At 33.0% G+C, this 21,888-nt stretch carries 22 protein-coding genes; 19 read left to right on the top strand and 3 right to left on the bottom strand.

The window, feature by feature from the left end; genetic code table 11:
- Positions 1–18: 18 nt before the first annotated feature.
- Positions 19–366: an aspartate 1-decarboxylase gene (panD, locus tag B3I31_RS03320; protein ID WP_038336011.1), complete on the bottom strand. Its 348-nt coding sequence runs from the start codon at positions 364–366 to the stop codon at positions 19–21.
- Between the two features lie 85 nt (positions 367–451).
- Positions 452–1,294: a pantoate--beta-alanine ligase gene (panC, locus tag B3I31_RS03315; RefSeq protein ID WP_291059873.1), complete on the bottom strand. Its 843-nt coding sequence runs from the start codon at positions 1,292–1,294 to the stop codon at positions 452–454.
- A gap of 118 nt (positions 1,295–1,412) precedes the next feature.
- Between panC and B3I31_RS03310 the strand changes: the two genes are divergently transcribed.
- From B3I31_RS03310 to B3I31_RS03280, 7 genes are all read left to right on the top strand, one after another.
- Positions 1,413–2,225 carry a glycogen/starch synthase gene (locus tag B3I31_RS03310; protein WP_291047337.1) on the top strand — a complete coding sequence of 271 codons (813 nt, stop codon included), beginning with the start codon at positions 1,413–1,415 and terminating at the stop codon, positions 2,223–2,225.
- A gap of 15 nt (positions 2,226–2,240) precedes the next feature.
- Entirely contained in the window at positions 2,241–3,857 is a 1,617-nt protein-coding gene (locus B3I31_RS03305) for a DUF4270 family protein (RefSeq protein WP_291047335.1), read from the top strand.
- 45 nt (positions 3,858–3,902) lie between these two features.
- On the top strand, positions 3,903–5,750 hold the full coding sequence (gene glmS / locus B3I31_RS03300) for a glutamine--fructose-6-phosphate transaminase (isomerizing) (RefSeq protein ID WP_291059877.1): 1,848 nt from the start codon (positions 3,903–3,905) through the stop codon (positions 5,748–5,750).
- Positions 5,751–5,853: 103 nt separating this feature from the next.
- Positions 5,854–6,441: a riboflavin synthase gene (locus B3I31_RS03295; RefSeq protein WP_221854045.1), complete on the top strand. Its 588-nt coding sequence runs from the start codon at positions 5,854–5,856 to the stop codon at positions 6,439–6,441.
- 1 nt (position 6,442) lies between these two features.
- On the top strand, positions 6,443–7,891 hold the full coding sequence (locus B3I31_RS03290) for an ATP-binding protein (protein WP_291087579.1): 1,449 nt from the start codon (positions 6,443–6,445) through the stop codon (positions 7,889–7,891).
- A gap of 49 nt (positions 7,892–7,940) precedes the next feature.
- A complete protein-coding gene (locus B3I31_RS03285) occupies positions 7,941–8,591 on the top strand; it encodes a tRNA1(Val) (adenine(37)-N6)-methyltransferase (protein ID WP_291087576.1) in 651 nt (216 codons plus the stop codon).
- Position 8,592: 1 nt separating this feature from the next.
- Entirely contained in the window at positions 8,593–9,600 is a 1,008-nt protein-coding gene (locus tag B3I31_RS03280; RefSeq protein WP_188319451.1) for a class I SAM-dependent methyltransferase, read from the top strand.
- Between the two features lie 50 nt (positions 9,601–9,650).
- On the opposite strand, the gene pckA is transcribed toward B3I31_RS03280, so the two are convergent.
- Positions 9,651–11,222 carry a phosphoenolpyruvate carboxykinase (ATP) gene (gene pckA, locus B3I31_RS03275; protein ID WP_291087572.1) on the bottom strand — a complete coding sequence of 524 codons (1,572 nt, stop codon included), beginning with the start codon at positions 11,220–11,222 and terminating at the stop codon, positions 9,651–9,653.
- A gap of 229 nt (positions 11,223–11,451) precedes the next feature.
- Between pckA and B3I31_RS03270 the strand changes: the two genes are divergently transcribed.
- From B3I31_RS03270 to rfbC, 12 genes are all read left to right on the top strand, one after another.
- Positions 11,452–11,688: an acyl carrier protein gene (locus tag B3I31_RS03270; protein ID WP_038336002.1), complete on the top strand. Its 237-nt coding sequence runs from the start codon at positions 11,452–11,454 to the stop codon at positions 11,686–11,688.
- A gap of 13 nt (positions 11,689–11,701) precedes the next feature.
- Entirely contained in the window at positions 11,702–12,955 is a 1,254-nt protein-coding gene (fabF, locus tag B3I31_RS03265; protein ID WP_291087569.1) for a beta-ketoacyl-ACP synthase II, read from the top strand.
- Positions 12,955–13,707, top strand: coding sequence for a ribonuclease III (rnc, locus tag B3I31_RS03260; RefSeq protein ID WP_219034125.1), 753 nt, complete (start codon positions 12,955–12,957; stop codon positions 13,705–13,707). The genes fabF and rnc overlap by 1 nt, the downstream gene beginning before the upstream one ends.
- Positions 13,708–13,711: 4 nt before the next feature.
- Entirely contained in the window at positions 13,712–14,170 is a 459-nt protein-coding gene (locus tag B3I31_RS03255) for an IPExxxVDY family protein (RefSeq protein WP_038335999.1), read from the top strand.
- Between the two features lie 32 nt (positions 14,171–14,202).
- The gene (pyk, locus tag B3I31_RS03250) at positions 14,203–15,645 is read left to right on the top strand and encodes a pyruvate kinase (protein ID WP_291087564.1); all 1,443 of its coding nucleotides are present in this window, start codon (positions 14,203–14,205) and stop codon (positions 15,643–15,645) included.
- A 129-nt stretch (positions 15,646–15,774) separates the two neighbouring features.
- Positions 15,775–16,767, top strand: coding sequence for a mannose-1-phosphate guanylyltransferase (locus tag B3I31_RS03245; RefSeq protein ID WP_291087561.1), 993 nt, complete (start codon positions 15,775–15,777; stop codon positions 16,765–16,767).
- Positions 16,768–16,868: 101 nt separating this feature from the next.
- Positions 16,869–17,288, top strand: coding sequence for an adenylyltransferase/cytidyltransferase family protein (locus B3I31_RS03240; protein ID WP_291051408.1), 420 nt, complete (start codon positions 16,869–16,871; stop codon positions 17,286–17,288).
- Positions 17,288–18,304, top strand: coding sequence for an NAD-dependent epimerase/dehydratase family protein (locus B3I31_RS03235; RefSeq protein ID WP_291087559.1), 1,017 nt, complete (start codon positions 17,288–17,290; stop codon positions 18,302–18,304). Before B3I31_RS03240 ends, B3I31_RS03235 begins: the two co-directional genes overlap by 1 nt.
- Positions 18,301–19,623 carry a nucleotide sugar dehydrogenase gene (locus B3I31_RS03230; RefSeq protein ID WP_291087556.1) on the top strand — a complete coding sequence of 441 codons (1,323 nt, stop codon included), beginning with the start codon at positions 18,301–18,303 and terminating at the stop codon, positions 19,621–19,623. The genes B3I31_RS03235 and B3I31_RS03230 overlap by 4 nt, the downstream gene beginning before the upstream one ends.
- Positions 19,624–19,630: 7 nt before the next feature.
- A complete protein-coding gene (gene rfbB / locus B3I31_RS03225; RefSeq protein ID WP_291087553.1) occupies positions 19,631–20,677 on the top strand; it encodes a dTDP-glucose 4,6-dehydratase in 1,047 nt (348 codons plus the stop codon).
- Between the two features lie 162 nt (positions 20,678–20,839).
- Positions 20,840–21,190, top strand: a complete 351-nt coding sequence (locus tag B3I31_RS03220; protein WP_114998499.1) for a four helix bundle protein — start codon at positions 20,840–20,842, stop codon at positions 21,188–21,190.
- A 54-nt stretch (positions 21,191–21,244) separates the two neighbouring features.
- Positions 21,245–21,805, top strand: coding sequence for a dTDP-4-dehydrorhamnose 3,5-epimerase (gene rfbC / locus B3I31_RS03215; protein WP_291087550.1), 561 nt, complete (start codon positions 21,245–21,247; stop codon positions 21,803–21,805).
- Positions 21,806–21,888: the final 83 nt, after the last annotated feature.

The following is a 21,888-nucleotide window of genomic DNA, read 5'->3' as shown; positions in this document are numbered from 1 at the left end:
TTGTTGAAAATTAATTTCTTAATCTAAACGATTGTTCTCGTTAGGGAAAACAATTGTTGGTTCGTATGTTTTGGCTTCCTCAAACTCCATCATCGCATACGTAATGATGATAACTGTGTCACCAACTTGTACTTTACGCGCTGCAGGTCCATTCAGACAGATTTCGCCACTTCCACGTTTACCTTTTATAATATAAGTTTCAAATCGTTCGCCATTCTCTTGTACCACGATTTGTACTTTCTGACCCACAACCATATTGGCAGCATCTATCAAATCTTCGTCGATTGTAATACTTCCGATGTAGTTTAATTTTGCGTCTGTTACCTTAACTCTATGTATCTTAGAGTGAAAAACTTCTACCATCATAATCTTGCAAAGTTACACTGAACTTATAAATTTCAAAACCTGTTTCAATATTTTTCTATTGATTTGAGAAATTTATTATATTTAATTAAAACTGAATATTATCGATTAAACGTACATCACCTGCATAGGCAACGACAAATCCACGAATATTATAGGCCTCAGAAAAATGTTCGATAGACAACAAGGTTTCTTCATCTGTTATTTCAAAATATTCTAATTCGAAGGGTGAATTTTTGAATTCATTTTCGACGAAAGCTTTTACTTCAGGAACATCTTTTCCTTCTTTTTTAAGCGTTACAGCTTGCGATAAAATTGAATAAATTTGAGGGGCATCCGAAGTTTGTTGCGTTGATAAACGTGCATTTCTTGAACTAAATGCTAAACCAGAATCTGCTCTATGAATTGGCATTGGAACAATTTCGACATCTAAATTTTCTTGTTTTACCATTTCTTGAATGATACGAATTTGCTGAAAATCTTTCTCTCCAAAATATGCTCTTGTTGGTTGAACTGCTTTGAATAATTTGCAAACAATTGTAGCTACTCCATCAAAATGTCCAGGGCGAGAAGTGCCTTCCATCACTTGGTCTATTGTACCAAAATCGTAATGTTTTGCACCTTCATTTGTTTCATATAAATCTTCAACAGTAGGCATATAGACAAAATCACAGCCATTTTTCATTAACAATTCTTTATCATTTTCCTCAGTTCGAGGATATTTTGCTAAATCTTCTGCATTATTAAATTGTGTCGGATTGACAAAAATGCTGACGATTGTGTAGTCGTTTTGAGCTTTAGAAGCTTTGACCAAAGACATGTGACCTTCGTGTAAAGCGCCCATTGTAGGGATAAAGCCAATGGTTTTGTTTTGGTTTTTTAACTCGACGATTGCGGGAGTTAATTTTTCCTTTTCGTTAAATATAACCATAACACTGATTTGTTAAAAAAAAACTAATATCTCGCAAAGCTACTATAAGCAAATAATATATCAACATTTTTTTGTAAATTTGTGCCTTATTATTCATTAGGAAAAGAGAGTAGAAATTATGGAAGGAAAGCGCATATTGTATGTAACAACAGAAATGGTACCTTACTTTCCTGAAAATCCGATGTCTTCACAAGCATTAGATTTGCCAAAAATCATGCAAAGTAGTGGTGCAGATGTAAGAATCTTTATGCCAAGATTTGGAGCAATTAACGAAAGAAGACACCAATTACACGAAGTAATACGACTTTCAGGTATGAACATGATTATTAATGATTTGGATCAACCATTAATCATTAAAGTCGCTTCTGTTCCAGGAGAAAGACTACAAGTGTATTTTATTGATAACGAAGAATATTTCAAACGTAAAGAAGTTTATGGAGAACATAATGGACTATTTTCTGATAACGACGAACGTTCTATTTTCTTCGCAAAAGGAGTTTTAGAGACAGTAAAAAAATTAAACTGGAAACCAGATGTTGTTCACGTAATGGGTTGGATGTCTAGTTTAGTACCATTGTATCTAAAAAAATATTATTCTGACGATCCTTTCTTTCAAGATGCGAAAGTTGTTGTTTCTTTATTTGACAACGGATTTGAAGGAGAATTAGATAACGAATTAGTTAAAAAATTAGCTTTTGATAAAGTAGAAGCTGATGTACAAACATATTTAGAAAAACCTACACATTTGGGTATGATTCAAGCTTCTTTACAATATGCAGATGCAGTTGCGAAAGGAGAAGAGATGATTCCAGAAGATGTGAAAAACTATATCAACCAACAAAATATTCCTCTATTAGACTATTGTTCTAAAGAACAAGCAAAAGAAGTTTACAATAACTTTTATCTTGAGGAAGTAATGAACTCTAATTAAAATCTGTTTAGATTAATGAAAAAATTTTTGAATGTCCTTTCTGTGTCTGTTGCAATGATGATTGGAATGGGAGCAATTGTTTCGTGTGAGAATGAAACACTAGGATTAGATAACAATGTGATTGGAGGTGAGGCAGAAGGAAATGTAAAATCCTTAGATGTTATTGCTTTTAATGCAAATTTTGATACGCTTCGTACAGATAAATTTGTACTTCAAAATGGAGCTTTTGGTGTGTACAACGAACCAATTTTTGGTTCTACATCTTCTAAGTTTTATACACAAATTAGACCTTCGTCTTCAAATGCTGGTGATCAGGATTTTGGAACAGAACCTAAAGTAGATTCTGTGAATTTGGTAATTCCAGTTTATTACAGTACAACTAAAGATCCAATTTCTAAAGATACGATCAATCTTTCTAAACCAGGAGAGAAACCAAATGATACAGATACAATTCAAATTACAACAAAGTATGCAGTAGACTCTTTGTATGGGAATAAGGATTTGACAATGACGTTGAAAATTAAAGACATTAATACGGTCTTATATAAAGACACAAAATATTTTTCAACACTAAGTGGACTTGAGTCGCCAATTTCTGTTAATTCGAGAGTAATCGGAAAAGCTACTATCGGAAAAACAGTAACAGGAAAAGTTGTTAAACAAAAAACGGGAACTTCTAATATTTCTGAGGTTGTTCCTGGTTACAAAGTTTCTTTAGATCCAGATTATTTTGACGAAAAAATTATTAAAAATGCAAAAACAGGATTACTTTCTGATTACGCAACATTTATTCGTGAAAATATCAAAGGTTTAGAGTTTTCTGTTGAAGAATCAAATGGATTTATTGTCAATTTTAATCCAAATAAAATTGACTTGAAGATGTATTATTCATATAAAAATCCGACAGCAAAAACAAGTTCAGACACAAATTATAAAGAACGTTTGAGTGCTACTTATGCTTTTGATATGACAAATCAGTGGAATTCTGGTACTGCAAATAATGCCAATATTATTGCTTCTCAAATTGTGAATAATGCAGTAGGTTCTACTTATTCTACAATCAAACCCGATGAAGTGAATGGTGACGCGAGATTGTATTTAAGCGGAATGAGTGGAAATTATGCAAAATTAAAATTCAATCAAACGCAATTAGATGAATTAAAATCTGAGATGACAAAAAGTAATATTGTGATTCTTGGAGCAAAATTAAAATTCTATATTGATGGTTCAACTAGTTTTCCAAAACCGCCTTATTTAGTAGCTTGGAATAACTACAAAAAAGATGATAAAGTTATAAATGAATTGTATGCAGACGTTTTAGAATTCTATAATTCATACCCTACATCAGTTCACTTTAATCCTATTGTAAAAGGAGATACGGATTATTATACAATTGATATCACGAAACATCTAAAAAGCATGTTAGAGAAAGGAAATGAGTTTAAAGATCAAACGATGTTTATTACAATAGGTAATTTTATAACATCTGTTAGCGATGCAACTACGATTAATAGTACAAATCCTTATCAAAATGATAGAGCTTATAATCCATACAGAATTGTTTTACATGGAAATAATTCGGAAGTAGCGGATAAAAAGCTGAAATTATTGGTATATTACTCTCAAAAATAGGGCGTATTATATTTAACGAATTTAACTAAAATACTATAAAATATTATGTGTGGAATTGTAGGATATATTGGACATCGCGAAGCGTACCCAATTATTATTAATGGACTAAAAAGACTAGAATATCGTGGATATGATAGTGCAGGTTTAGTTCTTTCTACTGGTACCGATTTTGAATTGGTAAAAACAAAAGGAAAAGTTTCAGATTTAGAAGATAAATCAGCAAATTTAGATAAAACACCTCATTTAGGAATTGGGCATACACGTTGGGCAACACATGGTGTTCCAAATGATGTAAACTCTCATCCTCATATGTCTAATAATGGACGTTTGGTATTGGTTCATAACGGAATTATCGAAAATTATGAATCAATCAAACAATTACTAAAAGACAAAGGGTACGTTTTTCATAGTGATACAGATACAGAAGTTTTAGTAAACTTTATTCAATTATTTCAAGAAGAACAAAATTTAAACTTAACTGATGCAGTTCGTTTAGCTTTGAATGAAGTGATTGGAGCATATGCGATTGCAGTTTTAGACAAAGAAGAAGCAAATACAATTGTTGTAGGACGTTTAGGTTCTCCATTGGCAATTGGTATTGGAGAAAACGAATTTTTTGTAGCTTCTGATGCTTCTCCGTTTATTGAGTTTACAAAAGATGCGGTTTATTTAGAAGATGGTGATATGGCAACAATTACTTTAGACAAAGAAGTAGATGTACGTACAATCCATAACAATGAAGCAGTTTCTTTAGATGTTCAAGAGTTACAATTAAATATTGAAGCGATTGAAAAAGGTGGTTACGAGCATTTCATGTTAAAAGAAATCAACGAACAACCTCGTTCTATTCGTGATACAATGCGTGGACGTTTATTAGTAGACGAAGGCATTATTAAAATGGCTGGTATTTGGGATCATCAAGAAAAATTCTTGAATGCAAAACGTATCATCATTGTTGCTTGTGGAACTTCTTACCATGCAGGTTTGGTTGCAGAATACATGATCGAAGATTTCGCTCGTATTCCTGTAGAAGTAGAATATGCATCTGAGTTCCGTTACCGCAATCCAATCATCAATAAACACGATGTCGTGATTGCAATTTCTCAATCTGGAGAAACAGCAGATACATTGGCAGCACTTAAATTAGCAAAAGAAAATGGTGCATTTATCTTTGGAATCAACAATGTTGTAGGTTCTTCTATTGCTCGTATTACAGATGCTGGTGCTTATACACATGCAGGACCAGAAATTGGTGTTGCATCAACAAAAGCATTTACAGCTCAGTTAACAATTTTAGCGTTGATTGCTTTAAAATTAGGTAAACAAAATGGTGAATTATCAACAGAGAAATTCAACTTATTAACACGCGAGTTAGAACGTATCCCAGAATTAGTTCAACAAATTTTAGACAACTGTGAAGGTGTAATTGATCAAATTGCTGATAAATACAAAGATAACAGAAATGCAATTTATTTAGGACGTGGATACAACTATCCATCAGCTTTAGAAGGTGCATTAAAATTAAAAGAGATTTCATATATCCACGCAGAGGGTTATCCAGCGGCAGAAATGAAGCACGGACCAATTGCATTATTGGACGAAAATATGCCTGTTATTGTTATTGCAACGAAAAAAGGTTATTACGAGAAAGTAGTTTCTAACATTCAAGAAATTAAATCTCGTAGCGCTAAAGTAATTGCAATTGTTAATGATGGTGATGAGCAAGTAACTGCTATGGCAGATGATTATGTAGTAATCCCAGAAACTGCAGAAGAATTCTCTCCAATCTTAACAGCTATTCCATTACAATTATTATCGTACTGGATTGCTGTTAAATTAGGTAAGAATGTAGATCAGCCTCGTAACTTGGCAAAATCTGTTACTGTAGAGTAAAAATTATTACAGAGATAATATATTTAAGGGATGATGTTTTAAAATCATCCCTTTTTCATTTTATAAGTTTAAATTAATTATTAATTTCACCAAAAATAACATCATGTTTACAGGAATCGTAGAAGGAGTAGGAAAGCTTATAAAAGCAGAGAAAGAGCAATCTAATTTACATTTATGGATTGAAGCTGATTTTTGTGATGAATTAAAAATTGATCAAAGTGTTGCACATAATGGAGTCTGTTTAACGGTTGTTGATTTCAAAGATGGACTTTATAAAGTTACTGCTATAGAGGAAACCTTACAAAAAACAAATTTTAACACTTTAAAAGAAGGTGATTTGATCAATTTAGAACGATGTTTGCAATTCAATGGTCGTATCGATGGTCACATTGTGCAGGGTCATGTAGATCAAACCGGAAAAATTGTTTCGATAGAAAACCAAAATGGTAGCTTTTTTGTTACAGTAGAATATGATGAAGCATCGTCTGGAAATGTTACAGTAGAAAAAGGTTCGATTTGTCTTAACGGAATTAGTTTAACAGTTGTTGACAGTAAAGTAGGGCAGTTTTCGGTTGCAATTATTCCATATACTTGGGAGTTTACAAACCTTAATCAAGTGAAAGTTGGCGATACAATGAATTTAGAATTTGATATCTTAGGAAAATACGTCAAAAGATTATTCCAAAAATAAAATGATTAGAAAAAATAATAACCTATCGCTACCCGTTCGTATTATCATTTATATGGTAACGATTTTGTTATTTACAGCAGGTGCTATCTTGCTGATTACTGCCAATCATTTCAATGCACAAACTAAACAATATCACGAAGATATTCTCAAACGAAAAGTTAGAGCGGTAGAATCTGCGATAGATTATGAAATGGATAATTACCCTGGGATAGCAAGCAAAGATAATATTCATGACATTTTAGAAGATGGTTTTCTTCGCATTGCTGATATCAATAAAACCGATATTGTAATTTATGATTTGCGTGGTAATAAAATTTTAACCACACAGCCAGTTTCAACGACTTATGATGTTTTACCTCAGAAAATATTAGACCAACTACAAAAATCAAATGATTTTATTGTAACCAATAAAGATACGGCTTACGATAACAATGTTTATTCGTCTTATAGTCATATCAAAAATTATTACAACGAAAATATTGCTGTTCTCTGTCTACCTTATCAATCTAACCAAGATTTTTTACAACAAGACATGTTTACATTAATTGGTAGTTATGGATTGGCTTTTGGAGTTATTCTTTTGTTTGGAACATTTGCGGTCTATTTTGTTACTAAACGTACATTGAATAAACTTTGGTCGTTTGCAGATCGTATTCGTGAAACAGAAGTTATTGCGAACAATATGCCTATTCGCTATGATGGTAACGATGAAATAAAAGTTCTGGTCGACTCCTATAATGATATGTTGTACCGATTGCGGGAACAATCAGATTTATTAGCTAAGCAAGAACGTGAAGAAGCATGGCGAGATTTTGCGAAACAAGTTGCGCATGAAGTCAAGAATCCATTAACACCAATGCGATTAATGCTACAGAATTATATGCGAAAATTTGATGTAAATGATCCAAATCTTGAAGAAAAGACGATGCGAACAACTACTATTTTATTGCAACAAATTGATACCATCTCTGCGATTGCTGAAGCTTTTTCAGATTTTGCTAAAATGCCTTCTCGTAAAGATGCAAAAATTGATGTGGTAGACGTCATAAAAAATGCGCTATATGTTTTTCCATTGGAGTTTATCGAATTTAATTATTCTCCCAACATCATCATGATGACTTTTGATAAACAATATTTGAATCGAATTATCACCAATATTACAAAGAATGCGTTTCAATCTATTCCGAAATCTCGTATTGCGAAAGTTAAAGTAGATGTGTTTTTAGTGGATGGTTTTTTGCATATAACCATTCAAGATAACGGGAATGGAATTCCTGTCGAATCACAAGATTCTATTTTTGTTCCAAAGTTTACAACAAAGAATAGTGGAATGGGAATTGGTTTGCCAATGGTGAAAAAAATTATTGACGATTATGATGGAACAATTCGTTTTGAAACTGAAATTTCTGTGGGTACAACATTCTACATTTTGATTCCTTGCAATGAATAGAAAACCTTTTCGATTCAAACAATTCGAAATTTTTCAAGACAAAACCGCAATGAAAGTAGGCACAGATGGTGTTTTACTTGGTGCATGGGCTACTTTAAAAAGTGGAAATACTATTTTAGATATTGGTACAGGAACTGGATTAATTTCGTTGATGTTAGCGCAACGTTTTCCTCTTGTTACGATTGATGCAATAGAAATTGATAACGATGCTTTTTTACAAGCAAAAGAAAATTACGAGAATGCACCTTTTTCAGATCGATTAACCATTTTTAATTCATCGCTTCAAGATTATTCAACCAATAAAAAATATGATTTGATTGTCAGTAATCCACCTTTTTTTGTGGTGAATGATACGGTTGATTTTGACGCGCGTAAACAAGCACGGCAGCAAGAAACATTGACTTTTGAAGAATTAATCAAAAAAACTGCTGAATTACTACACAAAGACGGATTAGCGAGTTTTATTATACCTTACGATCAAATGGGTGCTTTTTGTAAAATTGCTTCGCAAAACAACTTAAAACGATCAAAAACAGTCTATGTAAAAGGAAATGCAACTACTGCAATCAAACGTGTTTTATTAGAATTTAGTTTTCATGACAAGAAATGCCTTGAAAACGAGTTAATCATCGAAGTCGAACGTCATCAATATACCGAAGATTACATTAATTTAACAAAAGAATTTTATTTGAAAATGTAATATGAATGCTTATCAACAATATCAAAATACTTTTTGTTCAGAAGAAATAAAATCAGTAGTAAAATTAATAAATCAGATTAATTTTAAGGATTTAGGAATTAATGAATATAATATAGATTATATCGAAAATATGCAACCTACGTTATTTTATTACTTTCAAATGTTTGATTATTCTTTGCAAAAACTGATCAATTTTGCACCTATTAAAGGTGAATACATTGTTGACTTTGGTGGTGGTCATGGTTTTTTAAGTCTGTATTTAAAACAAAAAGGATTTAAAGTGATTTATTGCGATTTTAATCCGAGTTCTGTTTCAACAATTCAGAAAATAAGTCAAAAAATAGGTTTTGGTCCCGATTATTATATTGAAGGATCTTATCAAGAATTGTTACAATTTATCAAGGATAGAAATATCAAAGTAGATTATTTGATTTCGACAGATACAATAGAACATATTCATGATTTGGATGAAATGTTTAATTATTTCAGTCAGCTTAATTCTTCAATAAAAATGTTATTTACAACAGCTTCTAATCCTAAAAATTTCATTAAAGCGAAAAGATTAAGAAAATTAATGGAGAAAGATGAAATTGAAGAGTACTGTCCAAAGAGAAAGGAATATCTAAAGAAAATAGGTCCAGAATTAACAGAAAAGGAATTAGAATTATTAGCAACTAAATCTCGTGGTTTGCGTTATGTGGACTTGATTGATTTTTTGGAATATTACCGACAAAACCAAGCTGTGATGCAGGTTGATGTTGATCAATATAATTGTTGTGAACCCGATTTTGGTAGTTGGATGGAACGTATATTACCATTGTCTGATTACCATCAATTGGCAAAAAAATATAATTTTAGCTGTACGATAGAAAACGGTTTTTATTGCGATGTTGATAAAAAAGGCTTTAAGAAAAAAGTGGTTTCTTTAGTTAATTTCAGCGCTTTAAAAACGAGTCAATTAGGGTTGATTTTATCTCCGTTTATAACATTAAAGTTTGCTCCAAAATAAAATTCTGGATTACAATTGCAATCCAGAATTTATATGATTTAATTTTAATCTTAAATTGTTGGTCCACCAGCTAATAAATCAGCAGTTGCAAACTCTTCGAACTTTTTGAAGTTCGCTTTGAATTTATCTGCTAATTCTTTCGCATTTGCTTCGTATGCTGCTGTAGAATCAAAAGAAGTAGCTGGACTTAATTTTTCTGAAGCAACACCTTCGATTGCAACTGGAACTTCAAATCCGAAATAAGGATCTTTTTTGAATTCTGTATTGTTCAAATCTCCGTTTAAAGCTGCATTGATAACTGCACGTGTATCTTTTAAAGACATACGCTCTTTTTTACCATTCCAACCTGTATTGATTAACCAAACATTTACACCAGTTTTCTCAACTTTATCGCTCAACATTTCAGCATATTTAGTTGGATGTAACGGCATGAATGGCGCACCAAAACATGTAGAAAATGTAGTTTGAGGCTCTGTAACACCAGCTTCTGTACCAGCAACTTTAGATGTATATCCTGAGATAAATAAGTAAGCCGCTTGATCTGGGTTTAATTTTGCAATTGGAGGGAAAACTCCGTAAGCATCAAACGATAAGAAGAAAATATTTTTAGGATTCTTTCCTACAGAAGGAACTGCAATATTTTCGATATAATCAATTGGATAAGAAACACGTGTGTTTTCTGTGATAGATGTATCTGTAAAATCAACCTCGTTAGTTCCTGGAATTAATTTACAGTTTTCTAATAAAGCTCCGTCTTTGATTGCTGCAAAAATTTCTGGCTCACCTTCTGGAGATAAGTTGATAACTTTTGCGTAACAACCACCTTCAAAATTGAAAACCGTATTGTCTTCTGTCCATCCGTGTTCGTCATCACCAATCAAACGTCTGTTTTTGTCTGCTGATAAAGTTGTTTTTCCTGTTCCAGATAAACCAAAGAACATTGCTGTATCTCCATTTTCACCAGAGTTTGCAGAACAGTGCATTGGTAAAGTATTTCTGAATACTGGCATGATGAAGTTTAAGGCAGAGAAAATACCCTTTTTCATTTCTCCTGTATAACCAGTTCCTCCGTTTAAAACGATTTTACGTTTAAAATTTAAGATAGAGAAATTGTGTTGTCTTGTACCATCTTCATTAGCGTCTGCAACAAAAGTTGGCGCATTGATAATTGTCCATTCAGAATCACCAAAGTTTTTTAATTCTTCTTCCGTTGGACGAATAAACATGTTATAGATAAATAAATTAGCAGCAGGAGTTTCTGTAATTGCTCTAATCTTTGTTTTGTAAGAATCATCAGCACAAGCAAAAGCATCACGTACATAAATTTCGCGGTTGCTTAAATGCTCAACAACTTTATCATACAAAGCATCAAATTTATCAGAATCGAAAGGAATATTGATGTTTCCATCCCACCAAACGTTTTCTGCAGTGATTTCGTCTTTAACAATAAAACGATCTTTAGGAGAACGTCCTGTAAATTCTCCGGTTAACATATTTACTGCTCCAGAAGATGTAATTTCTCCTTGTCCTAATTCTATCATTTTCTCTGTAAGCTCTTGAGGAGATAATTGATAGTTAATTTTGGAATTTTTTATTCCGTAAGATGCCAATTCTATGCTCATTTTTGTGATTTTTATAGTATTTTTAAAATATTAAAGGTAAAAACTTTGCACAAAGTTACAATAAAAAGAAGCGTGAAAAATTTGACTTATGTCATTCACTTAAACGTTTTCGTGCATGTTTATTTACCATATATTTCCAAGTTCTTATGCGTGCATATAAAAAAAAGCTTGTATTTAATATAAGTTTTATATTTTTGCACTAGTTTACAACAATTAAAATTAGAAAATTATGTCTGACATTACATCAAGAGTGAAAGCGATTATCGTAGATAAATTAGGAGTTGACGAAAGCGAAGTTACGCTAGAAGCAAGTTTCACTAACGATTTAGGAGCTGATTCATTAGACACAGTAGAATTAATCATGGAATTCGAAAAAGAATTTGATATCCAAATTCCAGACGATCAAGCAGAAAAAATTTCAACTGTAGGTCAAGCTGTAACATACATCGAAGACTTAAACAAGTAATAGTTCCTATTTTATGGAATTAAAAAGAGTAGTAGTAACAGGTTTAGGCGCGCTAACACCAATCGGAAATACATACCAAGAATACTGGAATGGATTAGTGAATGGTGTAAGTGGCGCTGCGCCTATTACGCTTTTTGACGCAACTCTTTTTAAGACACAATTTGCTTGTGAGATCAAGAACTTCAATATCGAAGATCATTTTGATCGTAAAGAGGCAAGAAAAATTGACCGTTGTGCCCAATTGGGAATTATTGCAGCTAGAGAGGCAATAAAACACAGTGGAATCTTAGAAGATACAAATGTAAACAAAGAGCGTATCGGCGTTATATGGGGATCTGGTATCGGTGGAATTAAAACGTTTGAAGAAGAAGTTTCGAATTACGCAACAGGAAATGGAACACCACGTTTCAATCCTTTCTTTATCCCTAAGATGATTGCAGATATCACGCCTGGTCATATTTCAATGGAATTTGGTCTTATGGGACCTAATTATACAACTGTTTCGGCATGTGCCTCTTCAACAAATGCAATTATTGACGCTTATATGTTATTAAGACTTGGAAAAGCAGAAGCAATTGTAACAGGAGGTTCAGAAGCTGCGATTACAGCATCAAGTATTGGAGGTTTCAATGCATTACATGCGTTATCTACACGAAATGATGATCCACAAACTGCTTCAAGACCTTTCGACAAAGACCGTGACGGTTTTGTAATGGGAGAAGGAGCTGGATGTATTGTGTTAGAAGAGTACGAACATGCTATTGCGCGTGGAGCTACCATTTATGCAGAATTAGTAGGAACAGGAATGACAGCAGATGCTCACCATATTACAGCTCCACATCCCGAAGGATTAGGCGCATTAAATGTGATGAGAGAGGCTTTATTAGATGCCAATATCAGCGTAGAAGACGTGGATCATATCAATATGCACGGAACATCTACACCATTAGGTGATATTGCAGAATCTAAAGCAATTCAAAAATTATTTGGAGAACATGCTTATAATATTCAAATCAATTCAACAAAATCTATGACTGGTCACTTATTAGGTGGTGCAGGGATTATTGAAGCGATTTCGGCTATTGGAGCAATCAATAACAGTATCGTTCCACCAACAATTAATCATTTTACGGATGATGAAAATCTTGATCCTAAAATCGATTATACATTTAACAAAGCAAAAGAGAAAAATGTAGATTATGCATTGAGTAATACTTTTGGTTTCGGTGGTCACAATGCTTGTGTGATATTTAAGAAGTATAAGTAATGTCTTTCTTAAAAAAATTATTTTCTTTTAAAAATCATCGTGATGATTCAAATTCATCTGATCCTTTTTTGAAATTTTTGAAGTCGATTTTGGGTTATACTCCTCGCAATGTTGAGGTTTTTAAAGAAGCATTTACCCACAGATCTGCACAGAAAAAAGATGAAAATGGAAACAGTATAAACTTTGAAAGATTAGAGTTTTTAGGAGATGCATTACTTGGTGCTTCTGCAGCAATGTACTTATACTACAAAGCGCCCGATCAACAAGAAGGTTATTTGACAAAAATGCGCTCTAAAATTGTTTCGCGTAAACAATTGAATGCCGTTTCCAAACAACTTGGCTTGTTAGATTATTTGGATCCAATGAACAATCACAACAATTTGGGTGAAGACGTAAATGGTGATATGTTGGAAGCTTTGGTTGGTGCAATTTATGTTGATGGAGGTATAGCTGCAGTACAAAAATTTATTCAAGTCAAAATTATTGACCCTTATGCGGATTTAGATCGTTTGGAGCACACGATTACAAGTCACAAATCGTTGATTTTGGAATGGAGTCAAAAAACGAGAAATACGATAAGATTCAATACATTTGAGGAGCAAAACGCAGAAGATTTGCAGGTTTTTGTGTCAGTAATCCGTCTCAATGATAAAGTCATCTCGAAAGGGAGAGGAACTTCTAAAAAGAAAGCCGAAGAAAGCGCAGCAAAACGCGCGTACTATTCGTTACAAAAGAAAATAGAAAAAGTTTAGAAACATGGCAGAATTACTCTTATATGATGATTGGATAGATTTTCATCTCATAGGCGTAAATTCTAGTTTTAACACTTCTACACAATTTATTTTCCATCTCAACTCTACTTTTGATACGCGTTTTGAGCGTATTCACGATTTGGATATTCGGTTAGATGAGCATACTTATTTTTTCGAAACCTATCAATGGTTAGATGAAGCAAATAAAATAGATTATCATATCATTAAAAATACTCCAAATCAATACGATTTTAAAAAAAATGAAGTAGATTTATCAAATCTTTTCAAAGAGAGCGTTATTCTTGTGCCAAATTACAAGGATTGCAACTATGTAGTAAAAATCTCTGGTTGGGAAGATGAACTACAATATCTTCAACTACCATTTGTAGAAAAAGATTTTATAAGAACGATCAAAAAAATAGATATCGATTTGATTAGCAATGCAGATCAATTGGTTTTCTAACAAAATATTGTGCATAAAAAAAGGGAAAAATTATGATTTACGATAGACAATATCTTAAAAAGACAAAAATTGTCGCGACTTTAGGTCCGGCAACCGATAGTCCAGAGATTTTATTAGAAATGATGAGAAAAGGAACAGATGTGTTCCGTATCAACTTTTCGCACGCAGATTATGCGGATGTGAAACGTAAGATTGAAACAATTCATCAATTAAATAACGATCATGGCTACAATACAGCAATTTTAGCGGATTTACAAGGACCTAAGTTGCGTATTGGAAAAATGGAACACGAAGATTTCGTAATCAATCCAGGAGAAATTTTAACATTCACCAACGAGGATGTTGTAGGAACGAAAGAAAAAGTTTTTATGACGTACAAAAAGTTTGCGCAAGATGTGCAAGTGGGAGAAAATATTTTGATTGATGACGGAAAATTAATCTTCAAAGTAATCGAGACAAACGGAACAGATATTGTAAAAGCAGAAACGATTCAAGGTGGTCCATTACGTTCTAAAAAAGGAGTTAACTTACCAAATACAAATATTTCTTTACCAGCTTTAACAGAAAAAGATAAAGAAGATGCAAAATTCGCAATCGAAAATCGTGTAGATTGGTTTGCATTATCTTTCGTTCGTTCTGGGCAAGATGTAAAAGATTTATCTGATTTTATCAAAGAACATGGAACAGTAAAAATTCCAATTATCTCTAAAATTGAAAAACCTGAAGCATTAGAAAATATCGATGATATTTTAGAATTTTCGGATGGATTAATGGTTGCTCGTGGAGATTTAGGAGTTGAGGTTCCGTTTGAAATCGTTCCAAAAGCGCAAAAACAATTAATTGACAAAGCGAAATTAGCGCGTAAGCCAGTTATTGTTGCAACACAAATGATGGAAACAATGATTTCTAGTTTGACACCAACTCGTGCTGAGGTTTCTGACGTTGCAAATGCAGTTTTTGATGGAGCAGATGCGGTAATGTTATCTGGAGAAACTTCTGTAGGACAATATCCTGTACAAGTTATCGAGAAAATGACGAAGATTCTTCAAACAGTTGAAGATGATGAGCACGTACATGTACCAGAGCACAAACCAAAGATCAAAAACGAACGTTTCGTAACCGATATGGTTTGTTATAACGCAGCTAAAATGGCAGAAGATACAGGAGCGAAAGCAATTGCCACTTTAACATATTCCGGTTATACCGCTTTCCAAATTTCTTCTCATCGTCCCAATTCATTTATTTTGGTTTTCAATCCAAGTAAACGTATTAACCGTATGTTGAACCTATTATGGGGAGTAAAAGCAATCAATTACGATCCTCGCGATACATCTACGGATCAAACGGTTACAGAGGTCAATATCTTAGCGAAAAATGCGGGTTATGTAGAATATGGTGATTATATCATCAATCTGAATGCAATGCCAGCATTTGAGAAAGGAATTACCAATACATTACGTATTTCGATGATTTAATAAAATCAATACTAATACTTTAAAGCGTTCATTTTTGAACGCTTTTTTTGTGTTTAAAAGAAAAATCATAATAGAATGTTATGATATAGTAGTTTTTAATAACTTTACAAGTTCGAATTAGAAGAATTTATGTGTATTTATAATGTGATCTTATCTGGTGGTGTTGGGAGTAGACTTTGGCCACTTTCACGAAAAAGTCATCCAAAACAATATTTACCTTTGTTTAATGGGCAATCTTTATTTGAGTTAACGATTCAACGTAACCGTCCAATTGCTGATAAATTAATGGTGATTGGGAATAAAGATAATGACCATTTAAGTCAAGAAGTGCTTGATAAAATGAATGTTGAATACACAAAAATTGTAGAGGCTGTTCCACGTAATACTGCAGCGGCAATTGCATTTGCAGCTTTAGCAGTTGAGGATGATGATATTCTAATTGTGACACCATCTGATCATTTGATTGAAGATATGGAAGCCTATCAAGAAGCGATGAATAGAGCAATCGAATTAGCACAAAATGACTATATCGTCACATTTGGAGTGCATCCAACTCGTCCAGAAACAGGTTATGGCTATATTGAGCACAAAGGAGATAACGTACTTTCTTTTCGCGAAAAACCCAATCATATTACGGCGCAAGATTTTATCGAGCAAGGGAATTTTTTGTGGAACAGTGGAATGTTTTGTTTCAAAGCACGTGTTTTATTGAAAGAACTAAAGAAATTTGAAAAAGAAATTTACGAAGCTTCAAAAATTGCTTGGGCAGATAATATCAATGGGGAGTTGAACGAAGAACTTTCAATGAATATTCCATCAAATAGTATCGATTATGCCGTAATGGAACGAAGCAAGAAGATAAAAGTAGTTCCAGCAAAATTTGTTTGGAATGATTTAGGTTCTTTCGAATCCTTGTATGATTATTTTGTGATGAACGGTCATTATGTCGATCGTAATGGAAACATGGTGATTGGGACAGATGTGTATACTTCTTTTGTTGGTTTACAAAACACCATTTTTGTGAATACCCCAACCGCGAATTTAATTCTACAAAAAGAATATTCTCAAGAAGTAAAGAATGTTTATACACATTTAGAAAAAAGAAATTCTGAATTAATATAAATACCTAACACTCGATTTGAGTGCTTTTTTTATGTCATAAAAGCTTATAATTAATTCAATATAAATCCCTAAATTTGTCGTTCCAACAATAGTATTATAAAATGACAACTGGAATAACTTTCGGAATATTTGACCTTCTTCATGCAGGTCATGTAATGATGCTCGAAGAAGCCAAAAGACAATGCGACTACCTAATTGTAGGACTTAATACTGATCCTGCAACAGTAGACCCTTCAAAAAATAGTCCTACGCAATCCATCGTTGAGCGTTATATTCAATTAGAAGGTTGTCGATATGTCGACGAAATAATCCCATACGAAACCGAACAAGATTTGTTTGATATGTTAAGTGCTTTACCCATAAATGTTAGAATTATAGGGGAAGAATACCGAAATATCGACTTTACGGGAAAACAATATTGTTTAGATAATCATATTCAAATTTACTACAACAAGCGTACACACCGCTTCTCTAGTTCAGGATTAAGAAAAGTAGTTGCGACTTCTGAAAAGGAGAAATAATGAAAACAGTATTCATAACTGGTGTAGCTGGTTTCATAGGTTACCATTTAGCTGAAAAATTAATCGAAAAAAACATCAAAGTTGTTGGAATTGATAATATTAACGATTATTACACTGTTCAGTTAAAATATGATCGATTAAAAGAATTAGGAATCAATCAAGAATTTGCTTCAAATTTTGGGCAGAAAGTTCTTTCTTCTAAACACGAAGAAAAGATGATTTTCTATCGAATGAATTTAGAAGATAAAGAGTCATTGGCTCAACTTTTTAAAACATATTCGTTTGATGCGGTTGTTAATATGGCAGCTCAGGCTGGTGTTCGGTATAGTATCGAAAATCCTGATGCCTATGGACAGAGTAATTTGGTCGGTTTTCTAAATATTTTAGAATGTTGCCGAAATTATAACGTCAAAAAATTACTGTACGCAAGTAGTTCAAGTATTTACGGAAACTCTTCAGATGTTCCTTTTTCAACAAATCAAAACGTTGATCATCCTATTAGTTTATACGCGGCTACCAAAAAAGCAAACGAGCTAATGGCACATGCGTATAGCCATTTGTACGATTTCCAAACCATAGGTTTACGTTTTTTTACCGTTTATGGACCTTGGGGACGACCAGATATGGCCATGTTTTTGTTTACAGATGCTATTTTGAATCATCAACCCTTAAAAGTGTTTAATCACGGCGATTTGTCACGTGATTTCACTTACATTGATGATATTATTCAAGGAATAGACAAAATCCTTGAAGATAAAAATACAAACGAAAAATACCAATTATACAATATAGGAAATAGTAAACCTGTTCAATTAATGGATTTTATCAAAGAGGTCGAACATTCGACAGGAGAACAAGCTATTTTAGAAATGTATCCGATGCAAGCAGGAGATGTCAATCAAACATGGGCAGATGTCCAAGAGTTGAAAGATAAATTTGGTTATAATCCTAATTATCCGGTTGACAAAGGAGTGTATAACTTTGTACAATGGTACAGAAAATATTATAATAAATGAATCAACAACATAAAATAGCAGTTATCGGTTTAGGTTACGTAGGTTTACCTTTGGCTCGATTATTTGCAACAAAATACCCTGTTGTCGGGTTTGATATCAATCAGAAACGTATTGCTGAATTAAATAATGGAGTAGATTCAACTTTAGAAGTTGAGAATAATGTTTTACAAAATGTTTTATCAACACAAAATCCTTTTATTCAAGTAGAAAATGGATTGTTTTGTTCATCAGATATAACGGATATTGAAGATGCGACAATTTATGTGGTAACCGTTCCTACGCCAGTGGACAAAAATAATCGACCAGACTTGACTCCTTTGAAAAAAGCTTCGGAAACGGTAGGTAAAGTGTTGAAACCAAATGATATTGTTATTTATGAATCTACGGTTTATCCAGGTGTTACAGAAGAAGAATGTATTCCTGTATTGGAACATTCTTCGGGATTGAAGTTTAACCAAGATTTTTATGCGGGATATTCACCAGAGCGAATTAATCCAGGCGATAAAAAACACACGGTTGAGAAAATTTTAAAAGTAACATCAGGTTCAACGCCAGAAATTGGAAAAATTGTTGACGATTTATATCAATCAGTAATTGTCGCAGGGACGCATTTAGCACCGACAATCAAGGTGGCAGAAGCATCAAAAGTGATCGAAAATTCGCAACGTGATATCAATATTGCGTTTATTAACGAATTATCGAAGATTTTTTCGCTAATGGATATTGATACCAATGACGTATTAGAAGCAGCTGGAACAAAATGGAATTTTTTACCATTCAAACCAGGACTTGTTGGCGGACATTGTATTGGTGTTGATCCATTTTATTTGGCTCAAAAAGCACAAGAAATTGGTTATTATTCTGAATTAATTTTAGCAGCAAGACGATTGAATGACTCGATGGGAGCATTTGTAGCTTCTCAGGTTGTAAAATTGTTAATAAATAACGATATCAAAGTAAAAGGAGCTAAAGTTCTAAATTTAGGAATTACCTTTAAAGAAAATTGCCCTGATATTCGTAATTCTAAAGCAATTGATGTAATTCATGCTTTAGAAGAATATGGAATAGAGGTGACAACGTTAGACCCTTGGGCTAACCCGGATGAGGTAAACCATGAATACGGAATAACTTTTTGTAATACATTGGATCAGGTTTTCCAGTTCACCAGTTCACCAGTTCACCAATTCGACGCCATTATTTTGACTGTATCACACAATGAGTTTTTAAATTTTCAGTTAACTGATTATTTAAAAGAAAATGGAGTGATTTATGATGTGAAAGGAGCTTTGCCAAAAGAAGAAGTTGATAAACGACTATAAAAATACTATGAAAACTATTTTAATTACTGGAGGAGCTGGATTTATCGGTTCTCACGTTGTAAGAGAATTTGTCTTAAAATATCCTGAAACGAAAATTATCAACCTTGATGCGTTGACGTATGCTGGAAATTTAGAGAATTTGAAAGATATCGAAAGTAAATCAAATTACGAATTCGTAAAAGCTGATATTACTGACGCAAAACATATATTAGAGGTTTTTGAAAAACATGAACCAGATGGAGTCATCCATTTAGCTGCCGAATCTCACGTAGATCGTTCAATAACAAATCCATTAGAATTTGTGATGACCAATGTGATTGGTACGGTTAATCTTTTGAATGCTGCAAAAGCGATTTGGAACAATAATTTCGAAGGAAAACGTTTTCATCATGTTTCGACAGATGAGGTTTTTGGCGCTTTGGGTGATGAAGGTTTTTTTACGGAAGAAACGTCTTATGATCCTCATTCGCCCTATTCGGCTTCAAAAGCATCTTCAGATCATTTTGTGAGAGCTTATCATGATACGTATGGTTTACCAATTGTGATGACGAATTGTTCGAACAATTATGGTCCAAATCATTTTCCAGAAAAATTGATTCCGTTGTGTATTCATAATATTTTAAATAATAATCCACTTCCAATTTATGGAGATGGAAAATATACGCGCGATTGGTTATTTGTAATCGATCATGCCAAAGCGATTGATTTAGTTTTCCATGAAGGAAAAAATGGAGGTTCTTACAATGTAGGAGGTTTCAATGAGTGGAAAAACATCGATTTGGTGAAAGAATTGTGTAAACAAATGGACGAAAAATTGGGTAAAGAAGCAGGAACTTCAGAACAATTAATCACCTTTGTGAAAGATCGTCCAGGACACGATTTACGTTATGCCATCGATGCAACAAAAATCAACGAAGAATTAGGCTGGAAACCAAGTGTGACATTTGAACAAGGTTTGAGTCTAACTATCGATTGGTTTTTATCCAACAAAGAATGGCTAGAAAATGTAACATCTGGCGATTACCAAAAATATTACGAAAAACAGTATAATTAATAGTTAATAAGGTTAAGAAAGTTAAGAAAGTTAAGAAGGTTAAGAAAGTTAAGAAAGTTAAGAAAGTTAAGAAAGTTAAGAAAGTTAGTTCTCCCCATTTCTCTATTTTCTCATTTCAACTTAAGCCTTTTTTACCACCACACATATAAAACTTTAAAAAATATGGCTAGTCATAAAGAATTAAAAGTTTGGCAAGAATCTATGGATTTAGTCGTCTGTATTTATGAAACTGTAAAAATTTTCCCTAAAGAAGAACTTTACGGATTGACAAGTCAAATGAAACGGAGTGCGGTCTCTATCCCAAGTAATATTGCAGAAGGAGCAGGTCGACAAAGTCAAGCTGAGTTTATACGTTTTCTTTATATTGCGCTAGGTTCAGTAAGTGAACTTGAAACGCAATTGGAAATAGCTTTTCGATTAGGATTTATTGGTAATTTAATACAATTTCAAAAGAGTATAAATTATATAAAAAGTATGCTTTCTAAATTGATTAAATCATTGAGAATAGATTAACCTTTTATAACCTTATCAACTTTATTAACATTATAAAACAATATTGACAATTAAATGAAAGCAACAGAAACGAAATTAAAAGGTTGTTTTATTTTAGAACCGACTGTTTTTGAAGACTCGAGAGGTTATTTCTTTGAGTCGTATAACGAAAATAAAATAGAAGAAATTTTAGGGTATAAACCAACTTTTGTACAAGATAATCAGTCTAAATCTTCTTACGGTGTAGTTCGTGGATTACATATGCAAGCAGGTGAGCATGCACAAGCAAAATTGGTTCGTGTGGTAGAAGGTGCTGTGATTGATGTTGCAGTTGATGTTCGTCCAGGTTCTGAAACCTATGGTCAATCAGTAGCTGTAGAATTATCTGCTGAGAATAAACGTCAATTGTTTATTCCGAGAGGATTTTTACATGGATTTTCTGTTATTTCTGATTCAGCTACATTTTTCTATAAATGTGACAATGGATATAATAAAGAGTCAGAAGACGGCGTTAACCCTTTAGACAGCGAACTGAATATAGATTGGCGAATTCCAACAGATAAAATGATAATCTCTGAAAAAGATCAAGAAGCACAGTCGTTTGAGGAATTTAAAGTTAAGGGGATAGGAGGTTAGAAGGTTAGAAGGATAGAAGGTTAGAAGGTTAGGAGGTGATAAAGTTAAAAAGATTAATTTTGCCATATAACCATATAACCATA

This window comes from Empedobacter sp. UBA3475, from assembly GCF_002378465.1.
Classification (GTDB): Bacteria; Bacteroidota; Bacteroidia; order Flavobacteriales; family Weeksellaceae; genus Empedobacter; species Empedobacter falsenii_B.
The sequence above is the reverse complement of the archived record's forward strand: the minus strand, read 5'-3'. Positions and strand labels throughout refer to the sequence as shown.